Raw genomic sequence first — 25,823 nt, 5'->3', positions numbered from 1 at the left:
GGAGGCTAGGAGGGGGTATCCTCTCAAAAACAGAGCATCCCCATGAACGCCACCCTCACCACCCGCCTCGCCAATCTCCGCGCCCGCATGGCCGCCACGAGCACCGACCTCGTGGTCATCGGCCCCTCCAGCCACATGCTCTACCTGGCCGATCTCTCGCCCCACGGCGATGAGCGCCCCGTGCTCCTCATGGTCTCGCCCACCTATGCCGGCTTCCTCATGCCCGCGCTCAATGTCGACAGCGCCCGCCAGCACACCAATCTGCCCTTCTTCCCCTGGGCCGATGCCGATGGCCCCCATGCCGCGCTCGAAGCGCTGATCGACGCTACTGGCGCGCCGCGCATCAGCCCCTCCATCGTGCTCGACGAAACCATGCGCGCCGACTTTGCCCTCCTCGTCCTCGATGCGCTGCCCGGCGCGCATCGCCGCTTTACCCAGGACACGGTCGGCTATCTCCGTTCCCGCAAGGACGACGCCGAATACGACGCGCTCAAGAAGTCGGCCGTCCTCAACGATGCCGCCATGAAAGCCGGCTTCGCTGCCCTCCGTCCCGGCATTACCGAACGCGAAGTCGCCACCGTCATCCGCGATTTCTACAAGGCCCATGGCGCCACCACCGAATTCTGCTCGGTCTGCTTCGGCCCCAACGGCGCTTTTCCCCATCACCACACCGGCGATACGAAACTCAGGGATGGCGACGCCGTCCTCATCGATACCGGCGCCCGCATTTATGGCTATCCCTCCGACATGACCCGCGTCGGCTACCTCGGCTCCGCCCCCGAAGGTTTCGGCCAGATCCATTCCATCCTCGACCGCGCCGTCGAAGCCGCCATCAAAGCCGCAAAACCCGGCGCCAGGGCCAGCGACGTCGACAAGGCCGCCCGCGACGTCATCACCTCGGCCGGCTACGGTCCCAATTTCCTCCACCGCACCGGCCACGGCCTGGGCATCGACATCCACGAAACCCCCTACATCACCGCCACCTCGGACACCGTGCTCGAAGACGGCATGTGCTTCTCCATCGAGCCCGGCATCTACCTGCAGGGCCAGTACGGCCTCCGCCTCGAAGACATCGTCATCATCCGCAACGGCCAAGCCGAAATCCTCTCGGATATGCCGCGCACGGCAGTGGCTGGTGGATAGAGGACGGGACTGGGCAGGTAAGCCCTCTCCACCCACCAGCCGTCACCCTCGGGCTTGACCCGAGGGCCCTGCACTTGCGGAGCGCCGGCAAACTGAAGTGTCCTCGGGTCAAGCCCGAGGATGACGATCGAGTAGGGGCACTCCCCGCTCATCCACCGGCCAGCTTCCTCCCCCTGTCAGAGGGAGGCTAGGAGGGGGTATCCCCAAGGAAAGACTCCCATGACCCCAACCCTCACCACGCCCCGCCTCATCCTCCGCGCGCACACAACGGCCGATTTCCCCGCCTGCTGCACGCTCTGGGCCGACCCCGACGTGACCCGTTTTATCGGCGGCCGCCCCTCGGCCCCGGACGAAACCTGGCGCCGCATCCTGGCCTATGCCGGCCATTGGCAACTGCTCGGTTACGGATATTTCCTGGTCACAGCCAGGGAAACCGGCGCCGTGGTCGGCGAATTCGGCCTCGCCGATTTCCGTCGCAACCTCGTCCCGCCCTTCGGCGATACGCCCGAAGCCGGCTGGGTCATGCTGCCGCAATATCAGGGCAGGGGCCTCGCCCAGGAAGCGCTGACAGCCGTCCTCGCCTGGGCCGACCAGACCATGCCCCGCACGGTCTGCATGATCCACCCCGACAACACGCCCTCGCTCAAACTGGCCCAAAAACTCGGCTACACCGAATACGCCCGCGGCCAATACGGCGAACACACCCCCATCCTGCTGGAGCGGTCTCGTCCTTAACGCAGCGGAGCCGTTGCTCGCCGGGGAGTGGAGCCACCCCTCGCCCCTTGTGGGAGAGGGACGACCTGACGCGTTCAGCGGAAGGTCAGGGTGAGGGGTTCTGCGCTATCCCATGCCAAACGCCATGGCCGCTCTACTGCGCCCTTAGCAGGGGCGCGCCTTCGCCTCACCTCAATACACCCGCACCATCCGCCCATCCGCTCGGTCCACCAGCCGCCCGGCCTTGCCGACCAGTTCCCCCGCCAGCTTCACCATGCCAGGGTCGGTCGCCAGCTTCCCCGCGCCCGCATCCTCCGTGCTCAGCACACTCGCCTTCAGCAGCCGCGAATAGGGATGTTCCGGATTATCCAGCACCGTCCGCGCATCGCCCATTTCCACGATCCGCCCGCGCTGCATGATGATCAGCCGGTTGGAAATATAATAGGCCGTCGCCAGGTCATGCGTGATGTAGATCACCGACACCCCGAAATCGTCGCGCAGGCTCTTGAGCAGGTTGACGATGCTCATCCGCAGGCTCGCATCCACCATGCTGACCGGCTCGTCCGCCACCAGCAGCGGCGGATTGGGGATCAGCGCCCGCGCAATGGCCGCCCGCTGCAATTGTCCGCCGCTCAGCTCATGCGGATAGCGCCCCCGCACTTCGACCAGGCTCAACCCCACCTTCTGCAAGGCCCCGTCCATCGCCGCATCGAGATCGTCCCGCTGGCTCAGCTTCAGAAACCGCGCCGCCGTCGCCTCGAGATACCGGTCGATGCGCTTCAGCGGATTGAATGCCTCGAACGGGTTCTGGAACACCGGCTGCACATTGGCCATGAAATCCAGCCGCTCCTGCCGGCTCACCCGTTGGCTCACCGTCTTGCCGCGAAAGCTGATCTCCCCCGATGTCGGCAGTTCCAGACCTAAAATCATCCGCGCCAGCGTCGTCTTGCCCGAGCCCGACTCCCCGATAATGGTGAAGATTTCCGGCGTCTCGACATCAAGCGACAGGCTCGCATCCTGCACCGCCGCAACCACCTTGCGGCTCAGCAACCCGCCCATGGTGAAGCGCTTGGATACGTCGCGCACATCCAGTAGCGTCGTCATGCCATCACCCCCCGCGCGGCCTGCGGTGCCTGCGGCGCCACCAGCGGCTGCACATCCGCCGAGCGCCAGCAGGCGCTGCGATGGTCATTGGCCACATCGACCAGCGGCGGCACCTCGGTCTTGCATTTGTCCACCGCCAGCGGACACCGCGGATGGAACCGGCATCCCGCCGGCGGCTCGGCCAGGTTCGGTGGCCGCCCCTCCAGCGCCGGGCGCTGCGCCGTATCCCCGATCCGCGGCAGGCTCGCCACCAGATGCGCCGTATAGGGATGCTTGGGCGCAAAGAACATCTGCCGCGTCGGCCCTTCCTCCACCAGCCGCCCGGCATAGATGATGCCGACCCGGTCGGTCATATTGGCATGCACGCTCATGTCATGCGTCACGAACACGACGGACGACCCCATATCCTGCTGGATTTCACGGATCAGCCCCAGCACTTCCTTCTGCACCACCACGTCGAGCGCCGTGGTCGGCTCGTCCGCGATGATGAATTCGGGGTGGCACACCGTCGCCAGCCCGATCGTCACCCTCTGCCGCATCCCGCCCGAGAGTTCATGCGGATAGGCATTGAGCACATCCGCCGGCAGTTTCAGCCGCTCCAGATGCCCGATCACCCGCTGTCGGAACGCCGCGCCCCGCAGCCCCAGCGGCCGTGCCGCGAAATCCTCGAACGTCCTCCCGATCCGCCGTATCGGATTGAGCACGCTCATCGAGCCCTGCATGATGTAGCTCAGATGCTTCCAGCGCATCGCCTCGATCTGCTCTGGCGTGGCCGTCGCCACATCCACCGCAAGGCCCTTGAATTCGTATTTCACCGAGCCATCGACGATCCGCATCGGCGGCCGTATCGCCGCCGCCAGCACCTTGATGAAACTCGTCTTGCCCGACGAACTCTCCCCGGCAATGCCGTAGATTTCGTTGCGCCGGATGGACATGGTGATGTCGTCCACCGCCCGCACTTCGCGCCGCACGCCGAAATAGTTCATCTGGTAATAGGCCTTGAGGCCCTCGACCTTCAGCAGATCGTCGCTCATGCCCCCATCCTCCGCAGCCGGCTGCGTGGGTCGATATATTCGTTGAGCGACACCGCCAGCAGGAACAGCCCGATGAACAGCAGCACCACGATGATCACGGGGATCAGGATCCACCACCACACGCCCACAATCATGGCCGAATGGTTATTGGCCCAATAGATTGCTGTGCCGATCGTGGGGATGTTGAGATTGGTGAAGCCCAGCACCGCCAGCGTGACCTCGAGCCCGATCGACCAGATCATATTGGCCATGGCCGTCGAAAAGATGATGGGCATCACATAGGGCAGATGCTCTTCCAGCATGATCTTCGGTGCCGACATGCCGGCAAATACGGCATGCCGGGTAAATTCCCGATGCCGCAGCCCCACCGCCACCGAACGGATCAGGCGGGCATCGAAAGGCCAGCCGAAACTGGCCATGATCAGCGCCAGGTTCATCGTGTTCATGTCACTGCGCAGCACGAAGTAGAAAAGAATGAGGATGGGAAAGATGGGAATGGCGACGAAGATGTCGCAGAAGAACATCAGCACCCGGTCCACCCAGCCCCCGAGATAACCGGCCGCCAGTCCCACGGCGATGGCTATGACGCGGGAAATCAGCGCCACGGTGAGACCGAAGGTGAGCGTGTTCCGCAGCGCGAAGGTCATCTGCCAGAACAGGTCCTGTCCCCGCGAATTCGTGCCGAACCAGTATTGTGCGCTGGGCGGCATGTCGGGGATCGCCGCATAGATGGTGATCGGGTCGACTGGCGAGACGAAGCTGAGGCCGGCGAAGATCAGCACGACCGTCACCAGCACGACGCCGATGGCGAATTCGAGATTATAGCGAATGAGGTCGCGGAAGACGCTGAACATGCCGGTCACTCCGCTTTCACGCGTGGATCGAGCAGCGGATGGATCATGTCGATGATGAAGATGGCCGTGGCCACCGCGATCACCGCCACACAGGATACCGCCAGCACCACCGCTGAATCACCGCCATTGACGGCGCGCACCAGCAGGCTTCCCAGTCCGGGATAGGCGAAAACCTGCTCGGTGATGACCGTGCCCGAAAAGATCAGACCGAGCGCCATCGCCAGCGCCGTCAATTGCGGCACCATGGCGTTTCGGATGACATATGAGGTGACGATCCGGCGCTGGTCGACGCCGGCCAGTTCGGCATAGGTGACGTAATCTTCCGTGACGACGTTGGAAACCAGCGCCCGCATCCCCAGGAACCAGGTGCCGATGCCCGAAATGACCAGGGCCAGGGTCGGCAGCAGCGCGTGATGCAGCACCGAGAAGATGAATTCGGGGGTGAAGCTTGGGCGTACATTCATGGCAAAGCCGCCCGAGATCGGCAGCACCGGCCACAAATAGCCGAAGACGATGACGATCAGGAAGGCGACGATGTAATAGGGAATGGGCTGGATGGCGATGGCGACTACGCCCACCGCCTTGAGCGACCGTGAATTCTGGTAATAGCCCGCCAGCCCGCCAAAGATATTGCCGATGAACCAGGCGATGAGGATTTGCACCACCATCAGGCCCAGCGTCCAGGGCAGGGCGAGCGCCACGATGCGCATGGCTGGCGTTGGAAACGCGATGAGGGAAGGGCCGAGATCGCCGACGATGAGGCGCCCCAGGAAATTGAAATATTGTTCATGCAGTGGCACGTCGAGCCCGAATAGTTCGGTCAGCGTCTGGCGCAGGGCTTCCACCGCCTCGGGGCTGTAGCTCGATTGCCCGCTCACCCGCCCGATGATCGATTCCACCGGACTGACGGGGCTGAGATGGGCGATGAAGAATGCGGCCGTGACGCCGGCGAAGATGACGGCAATAAGTTGCGCCAGCCGGCGCAGGACAAAGAACAGATACGACTTCATTCAGCAGAAACCTTGTGCTGCGGAAAAACGCGGCGCCCCGGCGGGCGCGCGCGCGCGCGGCTGCTATTGCTGCGTCGGTTTAAGCTGGGTGAGGATGTATTTGCTGTTGGCCCAGTTCGTCACGATGTTTGCATAGGGCCGCTCTTCCGCCGTGGGGAAGCCGGTCCAGTAGCGCGTGTCGTATGCCGAGAAGACGTTGAACGACATCATCGGGATGACCGGCATCTCGTCGACCATCAGCTTTACGAATTCGTGGCCGAGTTCCAGGTTGCGCGGGGACGTGAACTCGGTCTTGCGCACTTCCTCGATGATCGCATCCAGCCGCTCGTCCTGCCAGCGTTGCCAATTGCGCGGCGTCTGCCGGTCGCCGGGCTGGGCCACATAGCCCGAATGCCAGCTTTCCAGGAAGAACGACAGGTCGGGGTCGCCGCCCCAGGTCTCGATCGACCAGGCCGTGGCCGCTTCATACGTGCCCAGGGGCAGGGTCTGCTGGAACAGTTGCGGATCGGCCTCGGGCGTTACCCTGACGCCCGCCTGGCTCCACTGCTGGGCCGCCATGGTGCCGAAGCGGTTCATGACGCCTTCGGGCTGGGTTCTGATGGTGAAGGTGAAAGGTTCTCCTCCGGGGGTCATCCACTGATCGCCCTGCTTGGTGAAACCCGCCGCCGTCAGCAATTCGCCGGCGGCCTCGATGTCCTGCTTCCACCAGCCATAGCCGAAGGCGGTTCGGATGGCGGCTTCGTCCGTCGGCACTGCCTCCCCGAATTGCGGGCGCACCATGTCGGCGACTTGCAAGCCGACGGTCGGGTCATAGGGATTGATCGTGCGGGTGCCCGTGTCCAGCTCATAGCCGATCAGCCAGTCCTGCAGCGGCCCGTGATAATCCCTTGGATGGGTTCCCGTCGGCGGAATGGCGATAGCCGACAGCGTCGCCGCGCCGCGATAGGACGCCATGGAGATGGCCCGCGCATCCAGCATGAGCGCCAGTGCCCAGCGGACGCGTTTGTCCTGGAACTTCTCGTCCTGGTTGTTGAAGATCACCATGGGCAGCGTCGGATCGGGGTGGGCATAGGGGAAGCCGGGGAACCAGCCGCGTGACGTCGGCGATTGCTGCACCAGGCTGAACATGCCTTCCGGCGTCAGGTCGTGGATCATGTCGAGATTGCCGTTCACCATCTCGATCAGGCGACTGTCTGTCGAGGGGATGGAGCGGTAGATCACATATTGCGGCGCGGGCTCGCCATAGGGTGCAATGGCGGTCTTGCCCCAGTCCGGGCGCTTTTCCCAGATATACCAGTAGCCGTTGGGGTCGTAGGAATTGAGCGTATAGGGCCCAAGGCTCACCGGTGGGTTGAAGTCGTAGGCCAGGACGTCATCGACTTTTTCGAAGACGTGCTTGGGCATGATCCAGGCGCCGTTCCAGCGCACGGAGAACAGCGAGTGGAAGCGGGAATTGGCCTGCTTGAGCGAGAATTTGACCGTGTAATTGTCGACCGCTTCTACGCTCGCCACGTTCTGCGCGAAAGGCGCGCTCCAGACCATGCCCGGCGTGTTCATCTGCGTCTCGACCGTGTACACGACGTCGTCGGCGGTGAATTCCACCCCGTCGCTCCACAGAATGCCCTGGCGCAGCTTCACCACCATCTCGGTGAAGTCGTCATTATACTGCCAGGGCTCGGACGCCAGTTGGTTGTAGAGCGATCCGTCCAGGCCCGCATCGGGGTCGATGAACCATAGCGTATCGGTGGAAAGCTGATGCAGCCCGTTCGGGGCGGAAACGCCGGCGCCAGCCACCCACAGGTTGAACATGTCGGGATTGGTCGGCGGCGCGTCGGGGTTGTTGATGATGAGCGTCTGCTCGCGCGGGAAATCGGTAATCGGCGGAGCGACCGCCGCGTCCTGGGCAAAAGCCAGGCCATTGCCGGCCGCGAGCAATGCGCCGACTGCCGTCGTCCCGAGCAGGAAATCACGTCTATCCATTTTTGTCCTCCCTTGCCGGCATGCCTCCCGCACACCGATCCACGGCGCCCTCCAGCGCCATCATAAATCATACTTAACCACCCCCAACGGGTTGTCAACGCACATCATGATGTAAATCTGATAACATGATACACAATGCAAAAGGGCGTGCCAAACCGGGCGCGCCCTTTCACCTGTCCACCGCGTCAATGCTAACAGTCTGCTAACGAATTCAGGGTGTGTGTGAACACACAACGGTCCCGATAAAGCCCCCAAGTAGAGCCACCCTCCTCCCTTGTGGGAGAAGGGATTCGGGGCACCATCGCGCCACAACCGCGATCTGTTCCTCCCCCTATCAGGGGGAGGCTAGGAGGGGGTATCCGACAAAGACACCCTAAACCTTCACCCGCACCATCTGATACGAATACGGCGGCAGCTTCACATTCAGCTCGCCACCCTCCGCCTTCGCGCCCGAACCCTTGCGCGGCGCCACTTCCGTCTGGTTGCGCGCCGTATTCACCGCCTCCAGATTGTCATGCACCATCACCTGATGGTCGATCACCTGGCCATCAGCAAAGCCCTGCAGGCTCACCGAAACATCGATTGCCTCCGTCCCGTGCCGGTTGACGAGGAAAAAGCTCAGCACGCCCTCATCCTCGTTATGCACCCCCGACACATCGACATAGGGCGTATTGTCCTGGTGCACGCTATCATAGCCCGGCGAATTGACGATGAGATTCAATGCCGTGCCGCGTCCGAAGATCGAGGCAAAATAGTACGGATAGTAGATCGTCTGCGCCCAGGCTGGCCCGCCCTTTTCCGCCATGATCGGGGCGATCACATTCACCAACTGCGCGATGCAGGCGATCTTCACCACATCCGAGCGGCGGATGAAGGTATTGAGGATCAGCCCCACCATCAGCACGTCTTCGAAATTATAGATGTCTTCCAAGAGCCCCGGCGCATGCGGCCAGCCATTGCCGCCATCGAGAATGGCCCGGTCCTGCTTGTTGGAATGGTACCAGACATTCCACTCGTCGAACGAGATAGTGACGTCGCGCTTGCTCTTCCGCTTGGCCTTCACCTGCAGGATCGTCGAGGCCACCGTCTCGATATAGCGATCCAGTTTATGGTTCAGCGCCAGATAGTTGGCCGTGTTCTTCTCGCGGTTGGCGAAATACATGTGCAGGCTGATATGATCGACATGATCATAGGTATGCTCCAGCACGATGCGCTCCCAGTCGGGATAGCTCGCCATGTCCGAATTGGATGATCCGCAGACGATCAGTTCCAGCTTGCTGTCGAACATGCGCATGGCCCGCGCCGTATTGGCCGCCAGCTTGCCATATTCGGCCGCATCCTTGTGGCCGACCTGCCAGGGTCCGTCCATCTCGTTGCCCAGGCACCACATGCGCACATTCCACGGGTCCTTGCGGCCATTCCTGATGCGCAGGTCGCTCCAGTAGCTGCCGCCGGGGTGATTGACATATTCGAGGAAGTTCCGCGCCTCGTCGACGCCGCGCGATCCCAGGTTGACCGCCAGCATCATCTCCGTACCGACCGTCGCGCACCAGTCGGCGAATTCATGCACGCCCACCGCATTGCTCTCGGAGGTGTGCCAGGCCAGGTCCAGCCGGGTAGGGCGCTTGTCGCGCGGCCCGATCCCGTCCTCCCAGTTATAGGCCGAAACAAAGTTACCCCCGGGATAGCGCACCACGGGTATATTGAGGTCTTTGACCAGCTTGGCCACGTCGCCCCGCATCCCGTCCTTGTCGGCGCTGGGATGGTCGGGTTCGTAAATGCCCTCATAGATGGCCCGGCCCAGATGCTCGAGAAAGGCCCCATAGACCCGATCGTCGATCTTGCTGACCGTGAAATCCTTATGCGCGACGACCGAAGCCTTCACTTTGTCCTCCAATCCCGATTTTATGATTTGTATCAGTTACCCCGTTGTAAACGAGGTCGCTCGGATCGCGCAAGGGGAGGGGGACGCAATAAATATGATTTTTGTGGGTCAGCTATCGAGCCGCGACCACCGCGCGGTTCCTCCCCCTGTCAGGGGGAGGCTAGGAGGGGTTATCCACTTCCAGAAGACTCGCTCCCCTACCGCTCCGTCTGCAATCGCATGATGATTTCCTGGTCGTAATTGCCGAAGCCACGTCCGAAAATATTGATGCCCCCCGGATGTTTGGCATCATCCTTCACCCCGATCCGCAGGCGGATCGAATGATGATTGGCCAGGTCGAGGTCTACCAGCGAGATCGGCGAAATCTTCATCCCGTCGACATAGGTGCCGTCAGTGGTCACCCGCCAGCTCTTGAGCTTGCCATATTGACTGCCCTTGAGCTTCCACCAGTCCGGCGTATAGACCCCGCGCTTGTCCCCGAAATCCCCCGGGCTCATCCAGGTGCCGATTTCCGTGCCATTGACCGACAGCGTGATGTCGCTCGGCCAGTCCGCCGACGTGCCGGGCACCTCGCTGCTCAGCTCCATGGAAAATTCCATGGCTTCGATCTTGTTCTGGCTCAGCTTGGCATTGTTGGGAAACTGGTATTCCACATAGCCCCGGGTGAACCAGATCAGCCCGGCCTTCATCCGGTCCGGGTCGAGAAACGTGTCCGGCACGTCGAGCAGCCCGATGATCCCCTCGGTCGAACACAGCCCGCACGGCGCCGATACTTCGCAGCTCGTATAGAGCCCCAGTGGCATCGCCACCTCGATCGTGTTCGATTGCAGCGGCTTGATGTCCTCCTTGAACATGACAAGCACTTCATCGAAGGTCGAATGGCAGATCTTCTGGTTGCCCTTGCGCGCCTTCTGCGTCTCGGTGCGGATCAGCCCGGCGCCTTCCAGGATCTGGATATTGGTCGACACGGTCGATTGCGGCAGGTCGAGTTTCTCGGCAATGTCATTGCCGTTCATCGGTCCCTGCATATGCAGCAGTTTGAGGATTTTCACCCGGATCGGCGAGGCCAGCCCCTTGAGAACCTCGATGTCCTCTTCCGGATCGACGACAAGAAAATTACGGCTCATGGCAGCGGCGGTCCGGGGCAGAATGTGACGACTTAATGTCTATCAGTATTTTTGATACAATCAACCGCGGACGCGCAGAACCCTAGGATGCTTCGAGTGCCGACCCCACCAGGCTCACCCGGCACTGTTCCTGCAACGCCTGCACATAGACATTCTTGGCCATGAACAGCGCCTGCCCGAAATAGACCTTCACCGGCGGCAGCACGTCGATCTTGACCTGCACCAGCCCCTCGTCCTCCGGCTCCACGCACCAGGCTGGGATAATGGCGAAGCCCAGCCCGCTCTCCACGCATTTCTTGACGCTCGAACTGCCCGAGGTCGAGGTGGAGGCCTCGGTCTGCCCGCCGCCCTTGGCCAGGAAATCCATGGCCATGTTGCGCAATGTCTGTCCCGGCTCATAGGTCACCAGCGGCCGCCCACGCGACCATTGCGGAATGTCGGCCGGCCGGGGCGGGGGTCCCCAGCTCCGCGGATAGACGAGGTTCAGGTGATAGGTCCCCAGCAGGCTCTGCGGCACCACCGGATCGCCAAAGAACCGCTCGTTGATGCAGACATCCAGGCTCCCATTCTTCACCAGCTCGGCCAGCGACGTGTCGCGCTCATAGGCGATCACCTCGACATTGGGAAACTTGGCATGGAACTGCGCCAGCACCGCTGGCAGCAGGTAATAGAAAATCGCCTGCGGCAGCCCGATCCGCAGCACCGGCCGCTGGCTCGCCACCACCAGCGACAGCCGCTCCAGCATGATCTCCAGCTCCGGGTGGAGCAGGTTGTAGAGCGCCACACCGCGCGGCGTCAGCCGGATTTTCTTGGCACCCTGGTCGGATTCCACCAGCCGCTCATGCATCACCTGCTCCAGCCGGCGCACATGGTTGGCGGCCGACTGGTAGCTCAGGTTCATTTCGCGTGCCGCCGCCGAATACGACCCGTGCCTCGCCACGAGGTAAAAGGTCTGGATCAGCGTGAGATTGATTTCTGCCATGGGGTGGGGGCTCCTGCGCCTGATCATAGAGCCCGTGGTCAGCCGAACAAGCGACGGCGGGCCGAAAGGTCTACAAAAATGCTGCGCTTCACCCCCGTTTCATTTGTATCGACGCTTTCGGCACCCGCATTCCATTGTGCATGGACCCAGGTTCACCAGCGTCCGCGAAATGCCTCAGCCAGCAAGCGTTTTTCCCCGATCACCAGGTTCCGTCGCCATTGTCGGCGCCGGCATTGTCGGCATGTCCGCGGCCCATTTCCTCTCCCGCGCCGGCTGGCAGGTGACCGTCTACGATTCCGGCACCGTGGCCTCGGGCGCTACCGGTTCGGCCGATGGCGCCGTCTCGGTCGCCAGTAAGAAGCCCGGCCCGCTGATGACTCTGGCCGTCGCCGCCGTCAGGTTCTACGAGCACCTCACCGAAACCGGCATCCTGCTCGACGAATACCTTCCCCGCTCGACCTTCGTGGTCGCCTCGGACGCCGAAGAGCTGGCCGTGCTCGAACGCCACGCCGCCGAACTGGAAGCCGCTGGCGTACCGATCCGCCTGCTCAAGGGCGCCGCTTTGGCGCAAACCATCGGCGCCGCAGCCCCGTCGGCCATCGCTGCCGTGGAAGTGCAGGGCGAAGGCCACGCCGTCGGCTACCGCGTTGTCGAGCGCCTGCGCCAGCTCGGCGGCTTCGCCATCAGGCGCAATTGCCCGGTCTCCGGCCTTCACACCAGCAATGGCCGCGTCACCGGCGTGATCACCGCCCATGGCGCCGAACCCGTCGATGCCGTGCTGCTCGCCGCCGGCCTCGGCTCCACGCATTTCCTCGCCGGGGGCGACCTTATCCGCCCGCGCAAGGGCCAGTTGATCGTTACCGATCGCGCCGGCAGCGATGCCCCGCATTTCCCGGGCCCGCTGATGTCCTGCCGCTACCTGGTCAGCAAGGGCAGCCAGCCCGCCGACAAGGCCGCCGAATCCCGCTCGCTCGGCCTCGTCATCGATCCGCTGCGCACCGGCCAGTTCCTCATCGGCGGCTCGCGCGAAGACCGTGACGACCGCGACGCTGCCGATGCCGCCATCGTCGCCAGCCTGCTGCGCGATGCCGTGGCGCTGGCGCCCTCGCTGGCGCAATTGCGCGTCATCCGCGTCTTTGCCGGCCTGCGCGCCGCCACAAGCGACGGCATGCCCATCGTCGGCCGCGTCCATGGCGCCGACAATGTCTGGATCGCCACCGGCTTCGAGGGCGACGGCATCTGCCTCGGCCCCATGATGGGGCGCCTCTGCCAGCAGATGATCTGCGGCGAGCGCCTTGAACAGGACATCGCCCCCCCTCGACGCCGCCCGCTTCGGTCTCACCCTGGCGGAGGCGGCATGAGCGGATCGGGCCAGACCTTCCTCTTCGACGGCGTAGCCATTCCCTTCGGCACCAACGAAACCATCGCCATGGCCCTCGACCGCGCGGGCATAAGCAGCTTGGGCGCCGGTCAGGGCAGCAGCGCCGGCCGCTATTTCTGCGGCATTGGCGCCTGCCAGGCCTGCGCGGTCTCTGTCGATGGTATCAGCATGGAAGCCTGCCTTACCCCGGCCCGCAGCGGGCTCCTGGTCACGCGCATCGTCCCGGTGTCGCCATGAGCGCGGAAGTCCTCGTCATCGGCGGCGGCCCCGCCGGCATTTCCGCCGCGCTCGAGCTGGCTCGCGCCGGCCTCGAGGTAACGCTCTGCGAACAGGCCCCCCGGCTCGGCGGCGCCATCCACCGCCAGCCCGACGATCCCGCCCGGCCTTTGCGCGTACCCCGCGCGCAAAAGCGCCGCTGGCAGGCCCTCTCGGCCGAACTCGCCGCCAGCAATGTCGAAATCCTCTGCCGCCACATGTTTGCCGGCATCGAAGGCAGCGGCGCCGTCCTGCTCGAGGATCGCGCCAATGCCCGCCTCGTCACCCGCCGCCCCGCCGCGCTCGTGCTGGCTTTGGGCGCCGTCGAGCGGGTCGCGCCCGTGCCCGGCTGGCAATTGCCCGGCGTCGTCACCGCCGGCGGGTTGCAGATGATGCTGAAAGCCACCGGCGCCGCCCCAGCGGGCGATATCCTGCTCGCCGGTTCCGGCCCGCTTCTCGTCGCCGTCGCCGCCCAACTGGCCGCCCTCGGCAAGCCGCCCGTTGCCGTGCTGGAGCGCAGTACCAGCCCCGTTTCCCCTGATGTCGTCGCCAGCCTGTTGCGTGCCCCGGCCTATCTCTGGGAAGCTGCCGGTTACCTGTTGACGCTGGCCCGCACCGGCTTGCGCCCACGCCACGCCACCATCCGCGCCATCGCCCCCACCGCCGAGGGCCGCCTCTCCGTCACCATCGCCGACCGCGCCGGGCTGCAACAGACGCTCGTCGTCGACCGCGTCGCCCTGCATGATGGCCTCCTGCCCAACAGCAACGGCACGACGTCCGGCCCCAATGGCCCCTTCACCATCCGCGCCGGCGATTGCCGCGAAGTTCTGGGCGGTGTCGCCGCCATAGCCGATGGCCGCCTCGCCGCCCGCGCCGTCCTCGCCCATCTCGGCCAGGCCGCCGCGACCGACAGCGACCCCGCCACAATCCTCGCCCGCGAGCGCCAGGCCCAATCGGCCCTCAATACGCTCTACGACTATGCCGGCACCGACCCCGCCCAGCTTCCCGACAATACGGTGATCTGCCGCTGCGAGGGCCGCACGCTGGGCCAGCTGCGCGCCCTGCTGGCCTCAGGCGATCCGGTTTCCGCCCGCGAGATCAAGCTCAATGGCCGCTTCGGCATGGGCTCCTGCCAGGGCCGCTTTTGCGCCGAGTGGGTCACCGCCTTCGTCGCCAGCCAGCGCGGTGGCGAAGCCCCGCACGTCTCCGAAATCGTCGGCAGCCGCTGGCCGGTCAAGCCCGTGCCGATAGCCGCCTTCGTCACGCTTCCCCCTTCCAGTCCGCCAGAGTGAGTGCCGTGTCCCCATTGCCCCAGCGCCTGCCGTCCAGCCCCGAGCATATCGACGTCACCTCGCCTTACGATGGGCGCGTGGTCGGCCGCGTCCCGCTGACCGGCGCCGATGCCATCTTCGCTGCCGTGCGCCGCGCCCAAGTCGCGCAGGCCGAATTCGCCTTCTCCACGCCCGCCCAGCGCCGCGACCTGCTCGACGCCCTGGCCACCGCGATTGCCGGCGAGGCTGAATCCCTCGCCCAGCTCATCTGCGCCGAAGTCGGCAAGACCATTGCCGAGGCCCGCAATGAAGTCCGCCGCGCGCAGAATACCCTGCGCCTCTCGGGCGACGCCGCCACCTTCCTCGATGGCGAGGTGCTTCATTGCGGCATCGTCGCCGGCGGCGCCAATCGCCAGGCCGTCATCACCTATGAACCAACAGGCGTCGTCGGCGCCATCACGCCCTTCAACTATCCGCTCAATCTGCTGTGCCACAAGCTCGGCCCCGCCATCGCCGCCGGCAATGCCGTGGTGGCCAAGCCGTCGCCCAAGGCGCCGCTCGCCGCCCAGCGCCTCGCCGAACTGGCCATGGAAGCCGGCTTCCCCCAACACCTGTTTCAGATCGTGCATGGTGGCGCCGCCGAGGCACTGACCCTGGCCCGCGCCCCCATTGATCTCCTGAGCTTCACCGGTGGCCCCGCCGCCGGCCTCGCCCTCAAGAATGCCGCCGGCCTCTTCCGCTGCCTCATGGAACTGGGCGGCAATGACCCGCTCTTCGTCATGCCCGATGCCGACCTGCCGGCTGCGATAAACACCGCCATCGCCCAGCGCTACGAAATCGCCGGCCAGAGCTGCGCCGCCGTCAAGAAACTCTACCTCCACGCCGATATCCACGACGCCATGCTCGACGCGCTGGTTGAGGCCGCAAAGGCCGTCCGCCACGGCGATCCCCTCGATCCCGCCACCCAGATGGGTCCGGTCATCGATACCCAATCCGCCACCCAGGTCCGCGCCCGCATCGAAGCCGCCACCGCCTCCGGTGCCCGCCTGCTTGCCGGCGGCACGGGGCAGGGCTCCATGCTGGTGCCATCAGTCATCGCCGATGTTCCCCCCGATAGCGATCTCTTCGCCCAGGAAACCTTCGGCCCGGTCATTTCCGTCCGCCGCTTCACCGATGTCGGCGCCGCCATTGCCGAGGTCAATGCCGGCGCCCATGGCCTGCAGGCCGGCGTCTTCAGCAATGACCACGCCGTCCTCAAGCGCTTCTCGCGCGAATTGCGCGTTGGCGGCGTGATGATCAATGAAGGCCCCGATTTCCGCGCCGAACATGTCCCCTTCGGCGGCATCAAGGGCAGTGGCCTCGGCCGCGAAGGCGTCCGCATCGCCCTGCGCGAAATGAGCGAAACCAAGGTCGTCATCGACTAGGAGGTCACTATGCGCATAGCAGTCTTTGGAGCCTCCGGCCGCGTCGGCACCCGCCTGGTCGAAGCCATCCTCACCGATCCGGGCCTGGAACTGGCCGCCGCCCATGTCTCGCCCGGCTCCCCGTGGATCGGCCGCCAGGTCGGCAGCACGGTTGTCGAATACCGGCCGGCCGAAGCCGCCATCAACGCCCATTGCGACGCCATCATCGACTTTTCGTCGCCATCAGGCAGTCTCTACCTGCAACGCATGGCCGGCCAGCGCTCCGTGCCTGTTGTCATCGGCACCACCGGCTTTGCCGCCGACGACCTGGCCGAAATCCAGGCTGCCGCCCGCTATCGTCCGATCCTGACCGGTGCCAATTTCGCCTTGGGCTTCACCGAGTTCGCCCGCAATGCCCGCCAGTTCGCCGCCGCCCATCCCGGTGCCAGCATCGCCATCGAGGAAACCTATCACCGCCGCAAGAAGCGCGCGCCCTCGGGCACCTCGCTCCTGCTGGCCCGTGTCTTGCGCGAAGCGCAGGCCACTGCTGCCGGCGCCAGCCCACCCGAGCCGGAAATCCACGTCCATCGTGTCGGCGACACCGTCGGCATCAACGAGGTGCGCTTCGACCTGGGCGATTCCGAAATGCGTTTCACCTTCTCGGTGCAGACCATCGCCGCCTATGCCCGCGGCGCGCTGGCTGCCGCCATTCAACTGGTCGAATCCGGCCTCGGCCCCGGCCGCTACGACGCCTTCGACCTCTGAACCCCTTGCTGCAAAGGCCGCGACAATGAACCTGACCACTGCCTTCACCGGCGTCTTCACCGCCCTGGTGACGCCCTTCGACGAAAACGGCATCGACTATCCCGCCTTCGATCGCCTGGTCGAATTGCAGCTTGCCGCCGGCATCAAGGGCCTCGTTCCCGTCGGCACCACGGGCGAAGCCGCAACCCTGTCGCTCGATGAAGCCGCCGCCCTGGTCGCCCGCACCGTCAAGCTGGCCGCTGGCCGCGCCTTCGTGCTGGCAGGCGCCGGCTCCAACAGCACCGAACACGCCGTCGAGGCTATCAGCGCCTGCGAAGCCGCCGGTGCCGATGGGTGCCTGGTGGTCACGCCCTATTACAACCGCCCCAGCCAGGCCGGCCTCGAGCGCCACTACGACGCCGTCGCCGCCGCCACCGGCCTGCCCATCATGCTCTATAGCGTTCCCGGCCGCTGCGGCGTCGAGATCGCGCCCGAAACCGCTGCGCGCCTGCATGCCCGCCATCGCCATATCTTCGGCATCAAGGAGGCCGGCGGCCGGTCCGAGCGCATCAGCGAGCTGCGCGCCGCCTGCGGCCCCGATTTCGTCCTCCATTCCGGCGATGACGCCCTGGCTCTGCCCTTCATGTCGCTCGGCGCGCTGGGCGTCACCAGCGTCGTCTCCAATTATGCGCCCGAAGAAATGGTGGCCCTTGTCGCCGCCTGGCATCGCGGCGATCACGCCACCGCTTTGGCCCTGCATGACCGGATATTCGCGCTCGCCAAGGCGCTGTTCATCGAGGGCAATCCGGTGCCCGTAAAGGAAGCCTTAGCCTTGCGCCGCCAGATGGCCGGCACCGTGCGCGCGCCGCTGGCCCCGCTCGCGCCGGCCAGCCGCACCACGCTGGTCGCGGCATTGGAAGAGTTCGCCGGGGCGAATAAATGACCCCGGGCTCTTCCAAGAAATGCCACAAGTGCGGACTGTCCGTTTGCATTGATGCAGCCCGGACGCACCTGCACTCTGAATATCGGAAGGTTGGTCACCCATGACCGTCCCAGCCGACGTCGTTCAGTTTTTCAGAGGGAGACTATGATGAGAGTACTGACTACGATACTCGCCGCAGCATGCGTGGCGATGGGGTTCGCGGCCGCACCGGCCGTCGCACAGCAAAGCACGATCGACCAGATCAGGGAGCGCGGCGTTCTGCGCGTTCCCGCCATCCTCAATGAGGACCCGTATTTCAACAAGGACCCGCGCACCGGCGAATGGCGCGGCTTCGTCATCGACATGGCCGGCGACATCGCCGAGACCCTGGGCGTCGAGCTCGAAGTGGTCGAGAGCACCTGGGCCAATTCCATTCTCGACGTGCAGTCCGGCAAGGCCGATATCGCCCTGGCGCTCACGGCCCTGCCGGCCCGTGCCCTGGCCGTTTCGTTCTCGGCGCCCACCTACTACAACAGCTTCGTCATCGTCTCGCCCAAGCCCGAATTCGCGTCGGCCACCTGGGCATCGCTGAATGACCCCGCGGTCACCCTGGCGGTCGACCTTGGCTCCGCGCAGGATCTGATCACCCAGCAATACCTGCCCAAGGCCAATGTGCTGCGCTTCAAGACCCGCGATGAGGCCATCCTGGCCGTCGCCAGCGGCAAGGCCGATGCCATCGTCAACACGGTGCTGAACTCGGTCGTGATGATCAAGCGCAATGCTGCTCTGGGTCAGGTCTATGTGCCGCAGCCGGTGCTGTCCTCGCCCTCGGTCATCGGCATCAACTACAATGCCGACGAGCAGTTCAAATCCTTCATCTCGGCCTGGGCCGACTACAATCGCCGCGTCGGCAACAATCAGACCTGGATCATCAATGGCCTGGCGCCATTCGAGATCGGGCTCGACGACCTGCCCGACAATTTCGACCTCGGCGGCTGATCCGCACTGCCGGGGCGGGTTTCGCCCCGGCTGACTTCTTGAAGGATATGTGATGCCGTACAAATGGGATTTCAGCGCCGTCCTGCAATATTGGGACCTGTTCGCCTGGGGGCTGTGGCTCACCTTCGCCTATACGGTCGGCTCGATCATCATCGGCGTCGTCCTGGGCCTGCTCCTCTGCTTCGGGCGGCTGTCCCGCTTCCGGGTCATCAGCGGGCTGGCACGGGCCTATCAGGAAGTGTTCCGCTGCACGCCGCTGCTGGTGCAGCTCATGTGGTTCTACTACGCGCTGCCCTTGCTGATCGGCGTCACCATCGAGAACTATGTCGCGGCGATGCTCACTTTGTCGCTCTATGCCGGCTCGTTCTATTCCGAGATTTTCCGCGGCGGCATCCTCTCGATCGACAAGGGGCAGACCGAGGCGGCCAAGGCCATCGCCATGTCCGACCGGCAGGTCATGTGGCGCATCGTCATCCCGCAGGCTTTCAAGCGGGTGCTGCCCTCCTTCATCAATCAGTCGGTCATCCAGTTCAAGAACACCTCGCTGATCTCGGTGATCTCGGTGGGCGAACTGGCCTACATGGCCGCCGTCGTCAACGGACAGACCTACCGTCCATTGGAGGCCTTCACCGTCGTCGCGCTGCTCTATTTCGTGGTCCTGTTCCCCATGACCCAGGCCGCCGACTATGTCGAACATCGCATGCGGGTGAGTGACTGATGGCCGCAATTTCAGGAAACGCCATGACCGACCAACCCGGCACCGCCGCCGAGCCCATCCTGACCGTCAGGGGCCTCGAGAAAAGCTACAACAAGCTGCGCGTGATCCAGGGCGTCGACCTCGACCTGCATCGCGGCGAGGTGCTGGCCATCATCGGCCCCTCCGGCTCCGGCAAGTCCACGCTCATCCGTTGCCTCAACCTGCTCGAAACCCCCACAGCCGGCGAGATCGCCTATAAGGGCCGCCGCGTCGAAAACCGCTTCCAGTCGCGCGGCGGCAATATCGGCTGCGGCGAGCTGCGCCGCCATGTCGGCATGGTGTTCCAGCACTTCAATCTCTTCCCCCACAAGACCGTGATGCAGAATATCTGCGAAGGCCCCATCGCCGTGCTCAAGGAGCCGCGCGAGGAGGTCGAGGCCCGCGCCATGGAACTGCTCGGCAAGGTCGGCCTGCTCGACAAGCGCGACGCCTATCCCAATCACCTGTCCGGCGGCCAGAAGCAGCGCGTCGCCATCGCCCGGGCACTGGCCATGCGCCCCGACGTCCTGCTGCTCGACGAAGTCACCAGCGCGCTCGATCCCGAACTCGTGGGTGAAGTCCTCCAGGTCATCCGCCTCCTCGCCCATGACGGCATGACCATGGCCATCGTCACCCACGAAATGGCCTTCGCTGCCGACGTGGCCGACCGCGTCGCCTTCATCGACGGCGGCGTCATCGCCGAACTCGGCACCGCCGACAGCGTCATCCGCAATCCCAAGAGCGAACGGCTGCAGGCCTTCCTCAGCCGCTTCAATGCCTGATCGGAGCATGCCATGAAGGTCCTGATCATCGGCGGCGGCCGCATCGGCCTGGCGGTGGCGAGCCTGCTGGCCGGCGCCGGCGGCCACGACGCCGAAATCGCCGATGTGACGCGCGAGGCGCTGGACCACGCGACCCGCCGTGGCTTCCGCACCCGCCATCTCGATGCCAGCAGGCGCAAGGATTGCGTCGAGGCCCTGGCCGGCTTCGATGTTGTCGTCAATGCCGCGCCCACCCGGCTTGCCGCCGCCATTGCCACCGCCGCCATCGAGGCCGGGGTCCACTATGTCGATACCGCCGAGGACATCGCCCCCGTCAGCGCGCTCGCCGCCACCGCTGGTCACGGCAAGGTCATCCTGCCCGGCTGCGGCCTGTCGCCGGGCCTCGTCGCCAATCTCGCCGCCGAGTTGGTCGATGCGCTCGAAGGGCCGATCGACATGGTGGTCCGCGTCGGCGGTCTGCCGGTCCATCCCTCCAACGGCTTCGGCTATGGTCTCTCCTGGGATGTCGATGGCCTCATTGCCGAATATACCGGTCTCTGTGAGGGCATTGTCGAAGGCCAGTTGGTCAGCACCGCGCCCCTGCAGGACTATGAGAGCTTCGTGCTCAACGGCCGCCCCTACGAGGCCTTCAGCACCGCCGGTGGTCTGGGCAGCCTCTGCGCCGCGCTTCAGCACAAGGTGCGCAATCTCAGCTTCCGCACCATCCGCTATCCCGGCCACCTGACCCTGGCGCGCTTCCTCTTCGAGGATCTCGGCCTCAAGCGCCGCCGCGACATGCTGCGCACCGTCCTGCGCTTCGGCGTGCCCGATGTGGTTCAGGATGTCGTGGTCATCTTCATCAGCGTCCGGGGTTTCCACCAGGGCGTGCCTGCCGAACGCTCCTATGTCCGCAAGATCTACCACGAGCCGATGCGCAGCCCGTTCCCGGTCACGGCCCTCAGCCACACCTCGGCCGCCCATCTCTGCACCATGCTCGACCTGGTCGAACAGGGCCACATTGAGGGCAGGGGCCTCGCCCGCCACGAAACCATCCCCTACAAGCTGATCAGCGAAAACCGCTTCATGGCACCCCTGCTGAACCGCCCGATGTCAGGGGTCACCCCGCCACCATCGTCGGCTCAATAAGAACTCGGCGGCTCCCGTCACCCCACCTTCAATCCTCCCCTCAAGGAGGTGTTTACATTGGACGCTTCAATTTTCTCGGCGTCATTCCCGCAAAAGCGGCGCCTGGCCCGCAGGGCCTTGGCAAAGCTAGGGAGGGGGTGTCGACGGTTCCACGAACTCGGCGCGGTGGATGCAAGCCCCTAAGCCCCGAACCGCCCCACCGGCACACCGGGCACATCCACCCGCAGCCGCACCACGCCGTCGCGCCCCTCATCCGCCTTGGAATCGAGGCTCGTCACATAGATCGTCTGCATATCCGCATCGCCGAAACACGGCATGGTCGGCGTCCTGATCGGCAGGTCGATCCAGTCGAGCAATTCCCCTTCGGCCGAAAACCGGTTGAGCCGCCCCGCCGATGGCCCGGCCGACCAGTAATTGCCATCCATGTCGCAAGCCCCGCCATCCGGCCGCCCGACCGCTTCGTCATGCTCCCGCAATCGCCGCCGGTTGGACATCGCCCCCGTCGCCGCGTCGAAGTCCCAGCAATCAAGCCAGATATCTCCACGGGAATCCGAGTGATACATCCGGTCCCCCACCGCATTCCACGCCAGCCCATTGGCAATGGCGATGCCTTCCGCCACCACGCGCATATCGCCATCGGGCGCGATGCGATAGAGCTTCGCCGCCGGCATGCCATCGCCGCTACCATCCATGCTGCCCACCCAGAAGGCGCCATCCGGCCCCACCTTGCCGTCATTGAGCCGCATGTCAGGCTTGGCATGCTCCACCCGCGCCACCAGCGCGCGCCGCCCCGTCTCGGGGTCGAACAGCATCACGTCATTGCGCAGCGCCACCACCAGCCGCCCGCCCTGCGCCAGCCCGAAACTGGGCACCGGCTCGCCAAACGCCCAGCGCCGCCGCGCACCCGTAACCACAGTGACGGCATGGATTACCCCAGCCGGAATATCGCACCACAACAGCCGCCCGTTTTCCGCGTCCCAGACCGGGCTTTCCCCCACGCCAAAACGCTCGCGCACCAGAAAGCCGATGTCCGGTTTCACCGCCAGGTCGCGGCTACCGCTCATGCGCCAGGCTCCACTCGCGATAGCGCCTGCGCCCGCCCTCCAGGTGGTGCCGCATGGCCGCCCGCGCTTCGTCCGCCTGCCGGTCGCTGATCGCATCGAAAATGCGCCGGTGTTCGCCCTGGATATTGTCGAGAAATTCCGACTTGTCCTTCTCGTCGCTGAAGCCGGCGCCCAGCGCCCGGCGGGGAATGAGCCGTTCCCCCATTTCATCGACGAACAGGCGGAACCGCGTATTGTTGGTCGCGTCGGCAATGGCGCGGTGAAAGCTGCGATCGGCATCGGTCGCTAGCGTGTTGTCCTCCAGGTGCCGCGCGAACTGGCTCATCGCCTGTTCCATGCGCAACAGGTTGGTTTCCGTGCGCCGCTCGGCCGCCAGCCCGGCCGCCTCGATTTCCACGCTCATGCGGAACTCCATGAAGTCGAGCACGTCCCCGATATCCTGCGGCGCCTCCATGAACATGGAGCTGCCGCCGGTCAGCTTGGGCGGCTCGCTGACATAGACGCCGCTGCCGCGCAGCGAACGCAACCGCCCCTCAGCCTTCAGACTTGCTATCGCTTCGCGCACCACCGTCCGGCTTACCGAAAACTGTTCGCATAGCCGGTCCGAAGGGGGCAGCTTGTCGCCTGGCTGCAGCCCATCCTCGGCAATCATGCGGACCAGCCCGTTCTTCACCCGGTCCGTCAGTCGCAATGCTTCGATTTCCGCCATCTGTTTTGCCGTTCGTCTGGACCGCGCATCGTTCTCGTCGATGCTAACAGTCTGTTACCCAATTCCCACCATGTGTGAACAGGCGCGGACTCGGATAAATTAGTCGAACCTGTCATCCTGCGATAGCCGCCGGACACTGCTTTTGCGCCGCTTCATGCGGGTCGCATCATGCATTTCCCTTGTAGCATGGCAAAATCTTTCATACAACTTTGGAGAAATCATAAAACACGAGGCGAGTCATGTATATCGGCACCCAGCTCAGCGGTGACAAGCTGGAACAGGTGGGCGACCGCTATCTGCGGCAACTGGCCCAGCTCGGCATCGTCCATGTCTGCATCGATCCGGTCGGCAGCCCCTATGACTGGACGCGTGACATCCTGGCTCGCCACATCGACCGCATCGATGCTGCGGGCCTCGTGCTCGACATGGTGCAACTGCCGCTGTCCTCCGCCGGCATCGACAAGGTCCGCTCGCCGGCCATTGTGTTGGGGCAGGAGCCCGATCGCGAGCGCGAGCTGGACGGCATCTGCCGTCTCATCGAACTGCTGGGTTCCCTCGGCATCAAGGCCGCCAAATACAATTTCAACATCCTTGGCATTCCGCGCACGCCGTCCGAGCGCGGCCGCGGCGGCGCCGTGCTCTCCACCTATCGCGCCGATCAGGTGACCGATGCCGACAAGCTCACGCGGGCAGGGCAGGTGAGCACCGAGCAGATGTGGGAGCGCATCACCCATTTCCTCGAGTGCGTCGTGCCGGTGGCCGAGGCCAGCAAGGTGCGCCTAGCCTGCCACCCGCATGATCCACTGACCCCGCCCGGCTACAAGGGCGTCGAGGAGCGCGTTCTGGGCAGCGTCGAGGGGCTGAAGAAATTCGTCTCTATCGCCGAGAGCCCCTATCACGGGCTCAATTTCTGCCAGGGCACCATTGCCGAAAGCCTGGAAAGCCCGCGCGAGGAAATCGGCGACATCATCCGCTGGTTCGGAACCCGCAAGAAGATCTTCAATGTCCATTTCCGCAACATCAAGGGCGGCCGCTATTCCTTCACCGAGGAATTTCCCGATGCCGGCGACATGGACATGCCCGCCGCCCTGCGCCTTTACAAGGAAGCGGGCGTCGACTGCATGATCATGCCCGACCACGTCCCCGACATCGACGGCGAAGCCCCCTTCGAAACCGCCTTCGCCTTCACCTTCGGCTACATCATCGCCCTCTTCCAGGCCAACGGCTGGGACCCCTACGGGCGGTAGCCGATCTGTGGTGTGCCACCGATCCCGCCCAACCCTCGATGTCATCCCGGCCTTGAGCCGGGATCCATCCTGAGATCGCGCCACGGCCGCAAGGTGGATCGTTCGTCCATCGAGAGCGCGTTCAGGAAGCGCCGTGCTTTGGCGCAGAACTTCCCCCACCAACTGGGTTCACCCTCCCCCTTGAGGGGAGGGAAGCGAGATAGGACTTAGCGTTTGCTAAGTCCGTTGAATCGAGCAGGGTGGGGGTGCCTCTCCGCGCGCTCGGCAATAGGCAGACCCTGAGGTATCCCCCAAACCAAAAAGCCCGGACCTCACGGCCCGAGCTTTGCTGGCGCCAGGGAGGCTGCGCCAGGGAAGCTCTCAGCGATGCGCCGCGATCAACTCTGCCAGGGTCTCGCGCTCGTCCGCATCCAGCTCCGTCAGCGGCGTGCGCACCTTGCCGGCTGGATGGCCGATAATCTCCGCCCCGGCCTTGATCATCGATACGGCATAGCCGCGCTTGCGGTCGCGCAGTTCGATCAGCGGCAGGTAGAAGCTCCTGAGCAGGTCCTGCACCGTCGCGCTGTCGCGCTGTCGCACGGCGGCGTAGAAGCGCAAGGCCAGGTCGGGCACGAAGTTGAACACGGCGGATGAATAGGTCGTCACGCCCATTTCGAGATAGGGCTGGGCGAACACTTCCGCTGTCGGCAATCCGCCGATATGCACCATGCGGTCGCCGATCCTGCTGGCCACCTGCACCATGAGCTGCAGATCCCCGATGCCGTCCTTGTAGCCGATCAGGTTGGGGCACATCTCGGCCAGCCGCGCCAGCGAGTCCGGGGTCAGCCGCGTATTGTCGCGGGCGTAGTAGATCACCCCGATCCCCACCGCGTCGCAGATCGCCTTCATATGCGCGACAATGCCTTCCTGCTCGGAAAACATCAGGTAATGCGGCAGCACCAATATGCCCGCCGCGCCGGCCTTTTTCCGCTCGCCTGGCCAGATCCACCGCCATGCGCGTGCCATAGCCCACGCCGGCCAGCACCGGCACATTGGCCGCGCTGTTGCGCACCGCGGTGCTGATCACATCGTCATATTCGTCATAGCCGATGGAAAAGAACTCGCCCGTGCCGCCGGCGGCAAACAGTCCGGCAATGTCATAGGACGACAGCCATTGCAGGCGCTTGGCATAGGAATCGCGATTGAATTCCCCCGCCGCATCGAAGTCCGTCACCGGAAAGGAAAGCAGACCTGAACCAATCTTGGCCTTCATTTCGTCGAGGGTCACGTCCGTCTCCTGCTGCAGATAATTAGTATGATTTCTTTGAGTTAGCACTGCCACATTCGCCCTGTCAACGGCATATGCACTCTAT

22 protein-coding genes and 1 pseudogene are annotated in these 25,823 nt (G+C 64.4%); 12 read left to right on the top strand and 11 right to left on the bottom strand.

Features of this window, described 5'->3' with window-relative positions:
- Positions 1 to 42 precede the first annotated feature (42 nt).
- Together NVV79_RS17890 and NVV79_RS17885 are read left to right on the top strand one after the other, a co-directional pair.
- Positions 43 to 1,143: a Xaa-Pro peptidase family protein gene (locus tag NVV79_RS17890; RefSeq protein ID WP_303992056.1), complete on the top strand. Its 1,101-nt coding sequence runs from the start codon at positions 43 to 45 to the stop codon at positions 1,141 to 1,143.
- A gap of 219 nt (positions 1,144 to 1,362) precedes the next feature.
- A complete protein-coding gene (locus NVV79_RS17885; RefSeq protein WP_303992052.1) occupies positions 1,363 to 1,878 on the top strand; it encodes a GNAT family N-acetyltransferase in 516 nt (171 codons plus the stop codon).
- A 171-nt stretch (positions 1,879 to 2,049) separates the two neighbouring features.
- Here NVV79_RS17885 and NVV79_RS17880 read toward each other — a convergent pair whose 3' ends face one another.
- From NVV79_RS17880 to NVV79_RS17845, 8 genes are all read right to left on the bottom strand, one after another.
- A complete protein-coding gene (locus NVV79_RS17880; RefSeq protein WP_303992049.1) occupies positions 2,050 to 2,961 on the bottom strand; it encodes an ABC transporter ATP-binding protein in 912 nt (303 codons plus the stop codon).
- The gene (locus NVV79_RS17875) at positions 2,958 to 3,995 is read right to left on the bottom strand and encodes an ABC transporter ATP-binding protein (protein ID WP_303992046.1); all 1,038 of its coding nucleotides are present in this window, start codon (positions 3,993 to 3,995) and stop codon (positions 2,958 to 2,960) included. The genes NVV79_RS17880 and NVV79_RS17875 overlap by 4 nt, the downstream gene beginning before the upstream one ends.
- Positions 3,992 to 4,849 carry an ABC transporter permease gene (locus NVV79_RS17870; protein ID WP_303992042.1) on the bottom strand — a complete coding sequence of 286 codons (858 nt, stop codon included), beginning with the start codon at positions 4,847 to 4,849 and terminating at the stop codon, positions 3,992 to 3,994. Before NVV79_RS17870 ends, NVV79_RS17875 begins: the two co-directional genes overlap by 4 nt.
- A 5-nt stretch (positions 4,850 to 4,854) precedes the next feature.
- On the bottom strand, positions 4,855 to 5,859 hold the full coding sequence (locus NVV79_RS17865; RefSeq protein WP_303992040.1) for an ABC transporter permease: 1,005 nt from the start codon (positions 5,857 to 5,859) through the stop codon (positions 4,855 to 4,857).
- 63 nt (positions 5,860 to 5,922) lie between these two features.
- The gene (locus NVV79_RS17860; protein WP_303992037.1) at positions 5,923 to 7,839 is read right to left on the bottom strand and encodes an ABC transporter substrate-binding protein; all 1,917 of its coding nucleotides are present in this window, start codon (positions 7,837 to 7,839) and stop codon (positions 5,923 to 5,925) included.
- 373 nt (positions 7,840 to 8,212) lie between these two features.
- A complete protein-coding gene (locus NVV79_RS17855; RefSeq protein WP_303992035.1) occupies positions 8,213 to 9,724 on the bottom strand; it encodes an alpha-N-arabinofuranosidase in 1,512 nt (503 codons plus the stop codon).
- Between the two features lie 197 nt (positions 9,725 to 9,921).
- On the bottom strand, positions 9,922 to 10,851 hold the full coding sequence (locus tag NVV79_RS17850; protein ID WP_303992032.1) for a transcriptional regulator: 930 nt from the start codon (positions 10,849 to 10,851) through the stop codon (positions 9,922 to 9,924).
- An 82-nt stretch (positions 10,852 to 10,933) separates the two neighbouring features.
- A complete protein-coding gene (locus tag NVV79_RS17845) occupies positions 10,934 to 11,833 on the bottom strand; it encodes a LysR family transcriptional regulator (protein ID WP_146288551.1) in 900 nt (299 codons plus the stop codon).
- 169 nt (positions 11,834 to 12,002) lie between these two features.
- On the opposite strand from NVV79_RS17845, the gene NVV79_RS17840 reads away from it, so the two are divergent.
- From NVV79_RS17840 to NVV79_RS17800, 9 genes are all read left to right on the top strand, one after another.
- Positions 12,003 to 13,451 carry an FAD-dependent oxidoreductase gene (locus tag NVV79_RS17840; protein WP_303992027.1) on the top strand — a complete coding sequence of 483 codons (1,449 nt, stop codon included), beginning with the start codon at positions 12,003 to 12,005 and terminating at the stop codon, positions 13,449 to 13,451.
- The gene (locus NVV79_RS17835; protein ID WP_303992024.1) at positions 13,448 to 14,761 is read left to right on the top strand and encodes an FAD-dependent oxidoreductase; all 1,314 of its coding nucleotides are present in this window, start codon (positions 13,448 to 13,450) and stop codon (positions 14,759 to 14,761) included. Before NVV79_RS17840 ends, NVV79_RS17835 begins: the two co-directional genes overlap by 4 nt.
- A 5-nt stretch (positions 14,762 to 14,766) precedes the next feature.
- A complete protein-coding gene (locus NVV79_RS17830; RefSeq protein WP_303992022.1) occupies positions 14,767 to 16,164 on the top strand; it encodes an aldehyde dehydrogenase family protein in 1,398 nt (465 codons plus the stop codon).
- Between the two features lie 9 nt (positions 16,165 to 16,173).
- A complete protein-coding gene (locus tag NVV79_RS17825) occupies positions 16,174 to 16,908 on the top strand; it encodes a 4-hydroxy-tetrahydrodipicolinate reductase (RefSeq protein ID WP_303992019.1) in 735 nt (244 codons plus the stop codon).
- Positions 16,909 to 16,933: 25 nt separating this feature from the next.
- The gene (gene dapA / locus NVV79_RS17820) at positions 16,934 to 17,830 is read left to right on the top strand and encodes a 4-hydroxy-tetrahydrodipicolinate synthase (RefSeq protein WP_303992018.1); all 897 of its coding nucleotides are present in this window, start codon (positions 16,934 to 16,936) and stop codon (positions 17,828 to 17,830) included.
- 147 nt (positions 17,831 to 17,977) lie between these two features.
- Positions 17,978 to 18,808 carry a transporter substrate-binding domain-containing protein gene (locus tag NVV79_RS17815; RefSeq protein WP_303992016.1) on the top strand — a complete coding sequence of 277 codons (831 nt, stop codon included), beginning with the start codon at positions 17,978 to 17,980 and terminating at the stop codon, positions 18,806 to 18,808.
- Positions 18,809 to 18,860: 52 nt separating this feature from the next.
- Positions 18,861 to 19,526: an amino acid ABC transporter permease gene (locus NVV79_RS17810; RefSeq protein WP_303992014.1), complete on the top strand. Its 666-nt coding sequence runs from the start codon at positions 18,861 to 18,863 to the stop codon at positions 19,524 to 19,526.
- A 23-nt stretch (positions 19,527 to 19,549) separates the two neighbouring features.
- Positions 19,550 to 20,326 carry an amino acid ABC transporter ATP-binding protein gene (locus tag NVV79_RS17805; protein ID WP_303992011.1) on the top strand — a complete coding sequence of 259 codons (777 nt, stop codon included), beginning with the start codon at positions 19,550 to 19,552 and terminating at the stop codon, positions 20,324 to 20,326.
- Positions 20,327 to 20,338: 12 nt separating this feature from the next.
- The gene (locus tag NVV79_RS17800) at positions 20,339 to 21,451 is read left to right on the top strand and encodes a saccharopine dehydrogenase family protein (RefSeq protein ID WP_303992008.1); all 1,113 of its coding nucleotides are present in this window, start codon (positions 20,339 to 20,341) and stop codon (positions 21,449 to 21,451) included.
- 179 nt (positions 21,452 to 21,630) lie between these two features.
- Here NVV79_RS17800 and NVV79_RS17795 read toward each other — a convergent pair whose 3' ends face one another.
- Together NVV79_RS17795 and NVV79_RS17790 are read right to left on the bottom strand one after the other, a co-directional pair.
- On the bottom strand, positions 21,631 to 22,515 hold the full coding sequence (locus NVV79_RS17795) for an SMP-30/gluconolactonase/LRE family protein (protein ID WP_303992005.1): 885 nt from the start codon (positions 22,513 to 22,515) through the stop codon (positions 21,631 to 21,633).
- The gene (locus NVV79_RS17790; protein WP_303992002.1) at positions 22,505 to 23,224 is read right to left on the bottom strand and encodes a FadR/GntR family transcriptional regulator; all 720 of its coding nucleotides are present in this window, start codon (positions 23,222 to 23,224) and stop codon (positions 22,505 to 22,507) included. Before NVV79_RS17790 ends, NVV79_RS17795 begins: the two co-directional genes overlap by 11 nt.
- A gap of 239 nt (positions 23,225 to 23,463) precedes the next feature.
- Here NVV79_RS17790 and NVV79_RS17785 point away from each other — a divergent pair, with 239 nt between their 5' ends.
- Positions 23,464 to 24,471 (top strand): mannonate dehydratase, encoded by a 1,008-nt coding sequence (locus tag NVV79_RS17785; RefSeq protein WP_303991999.1) that lies wholly within the window; start codon positions 23,464 to 23,466, stop codon positions 24,469 to 24,471.
- A 360-nt stretch (positions 24,472 to 24,831) separates the two neighbouring features.
- Here the strand turns inward: NVV79_RS17785 and kdgD are convergent.
- A pseudogene (gene kdgD / locus NVV79_RS17780) lies at positions 24,832 to 25,723 on the bottom strand (5-dehydro-4-deoxyglucarate dehydratase).
- Positions 25,724 to 25,823: the final 100 nt, after the last annotated feature.

Source organism: Devosia ginsengisoli (assembly GCF_024707105.1).
Lineage (GTDB): Bacteria > Pseudomonadota > Alphaproteobacteria > Rhizobiales > Devosiaceae > Devosia > Devosia ginsengisoli_A.
Note: the sequence above shows the minus strand (reverse complement) of the source record. Positions and strands in the feature narration are given on the sequence as shown.

Coding starts and splice junctions, on each gene's coding strand:
- NVV79_RS17890 (WP_303992056.1), top strand. CDS start 43: ATGAACGCCACCCTCACCACCCGCCTCGCCAATCTCCGCGCCCGCATG.
- NVV79_RS17885 (WP_303992052.1), top strand. CDS start 1,363: ATGACCCCAACCCTCACCACGCCCCGCCTCATCCTCCGCGCGCACACA.
- NVV79_RS17880 (WP_303992049.1), bottom strand. CDS start 2,961: ATGACGACGCTACTGGATGTGCGCGACGTATCCAAGCGCTTCACCATG.
- NVV79_RS17875 (WP_303992046.1), bottom strand. CDS start 3,995: ATGAGCGACGATCTGCTGAAGGTCGAGGGCCTCAAGGCCTATTACCAG.
- NVV79_RS17870 (WP_303992042.1), bottom strand. CDS start 4,849: ATGTTCAGCGTCTTCCGCGACCTCATTCGCTATAATCTCGAATTCGCC.
- NVV79_RS17865 (WP_303992040.1), bottom strand. CDS start 5,859: ATGAAGTCGTATCTGTTCTTTGTCCTGCGCCGGCTGGCGCAACTTATT.
- NVV79_RS17860 (WP_303992037.1), bottom strand. CDS start 7,839: ATGGATAGACGTGATTTCCTGCTCGGGACGACGGCAGTCGGCGCATTG.
- NVV79_RS17850 (WP_303992032.1), bottom strand. CDS start 10,851: ATGAGCCGTAATTTTCTTGTCGTCGATCCGGAAGAGGACATCGAGGTT.
- NVV79_RS17845 (WP_146288551.1), bottom strand. CDS start 11,833: ATGGCAGAAATCAATCTCACGCTGATCCAGACCTTTTACCTCGTGGCG.
- NVV79_RS17840 (WP_303992027.1), top strand. CDS start 12,003: ATGCCTCAGCCAGCAAGCGTTTTTCCCCGATCACCAGGTTCCGTCGCC.
- NVV79_RS17835 (WP_303992024.1), top strand. CDS start 13,448: ATGAGCGCGGAAGTCCTCGTCATCGGCGGCGGCCCCGCCGGCATTTCC.
- NVV79_RS17825 (WP_303992019.1), top strand. CDS start 16,174: ATGCGCATAGCAGTCTTTGGAGCCTCCGGCCGCGTCGGCACCCGCCTG.
- dapA (WP_303992018.1), top strand. CDS start 16,934: ATGAACCTGACCACTGCCTTCACCGGCGTCTTCACCGCCCTGGTGACG.
- NVV79_RS17815 (WP_303992016.1), top strand. CDS start 17,978: ATGAGAGTACTGACTACGATACTCGCCGCAGCATGCGTGGCGATGGGG.
- NVV79_RS17810 (WP_303992014.1), top strand. CDS start 18,861: ATGCCGTACAAATGGGATTTCAGCGCCGTCCTGCAATATTGGGACCTG.
- NVV79_RS17805 (WP_303992011.1), top strand. CDS start 19,550: ATGACCGACCAACCCGGCACCGCCGCCGAGCCCATCCTGACCGTCAGG.
- NVV79_RS17800 (WP_303992008.1), top strand. CDS start 20,339: ATGAAGGTCCTGATCATCGGCGGCGGCCGCATCGGCCTGGCGGTGGCG.
- NVV79_RS17795 (WP_303992005.1), bottom strand. CDS start 22,515: ATGAGCGGTAGCCGCGACCTGGCGGTGAAACCGGACATCGGCTTTCTG.
- NVV79_RS17790 (WP_303992002.1), bottom strand. CDS start 23,224: ATGGCGGAAATCGAAGCATTGCGACTGACGGACCGGGTGAAGAACGGG.
- NVV79_RS17785 (WP_303991999.1), top strand. CDS start 23,464: ATGTATATCGGCACCCAGCTCAGCGGTGACAAGCTGGAACAGGTGGGC.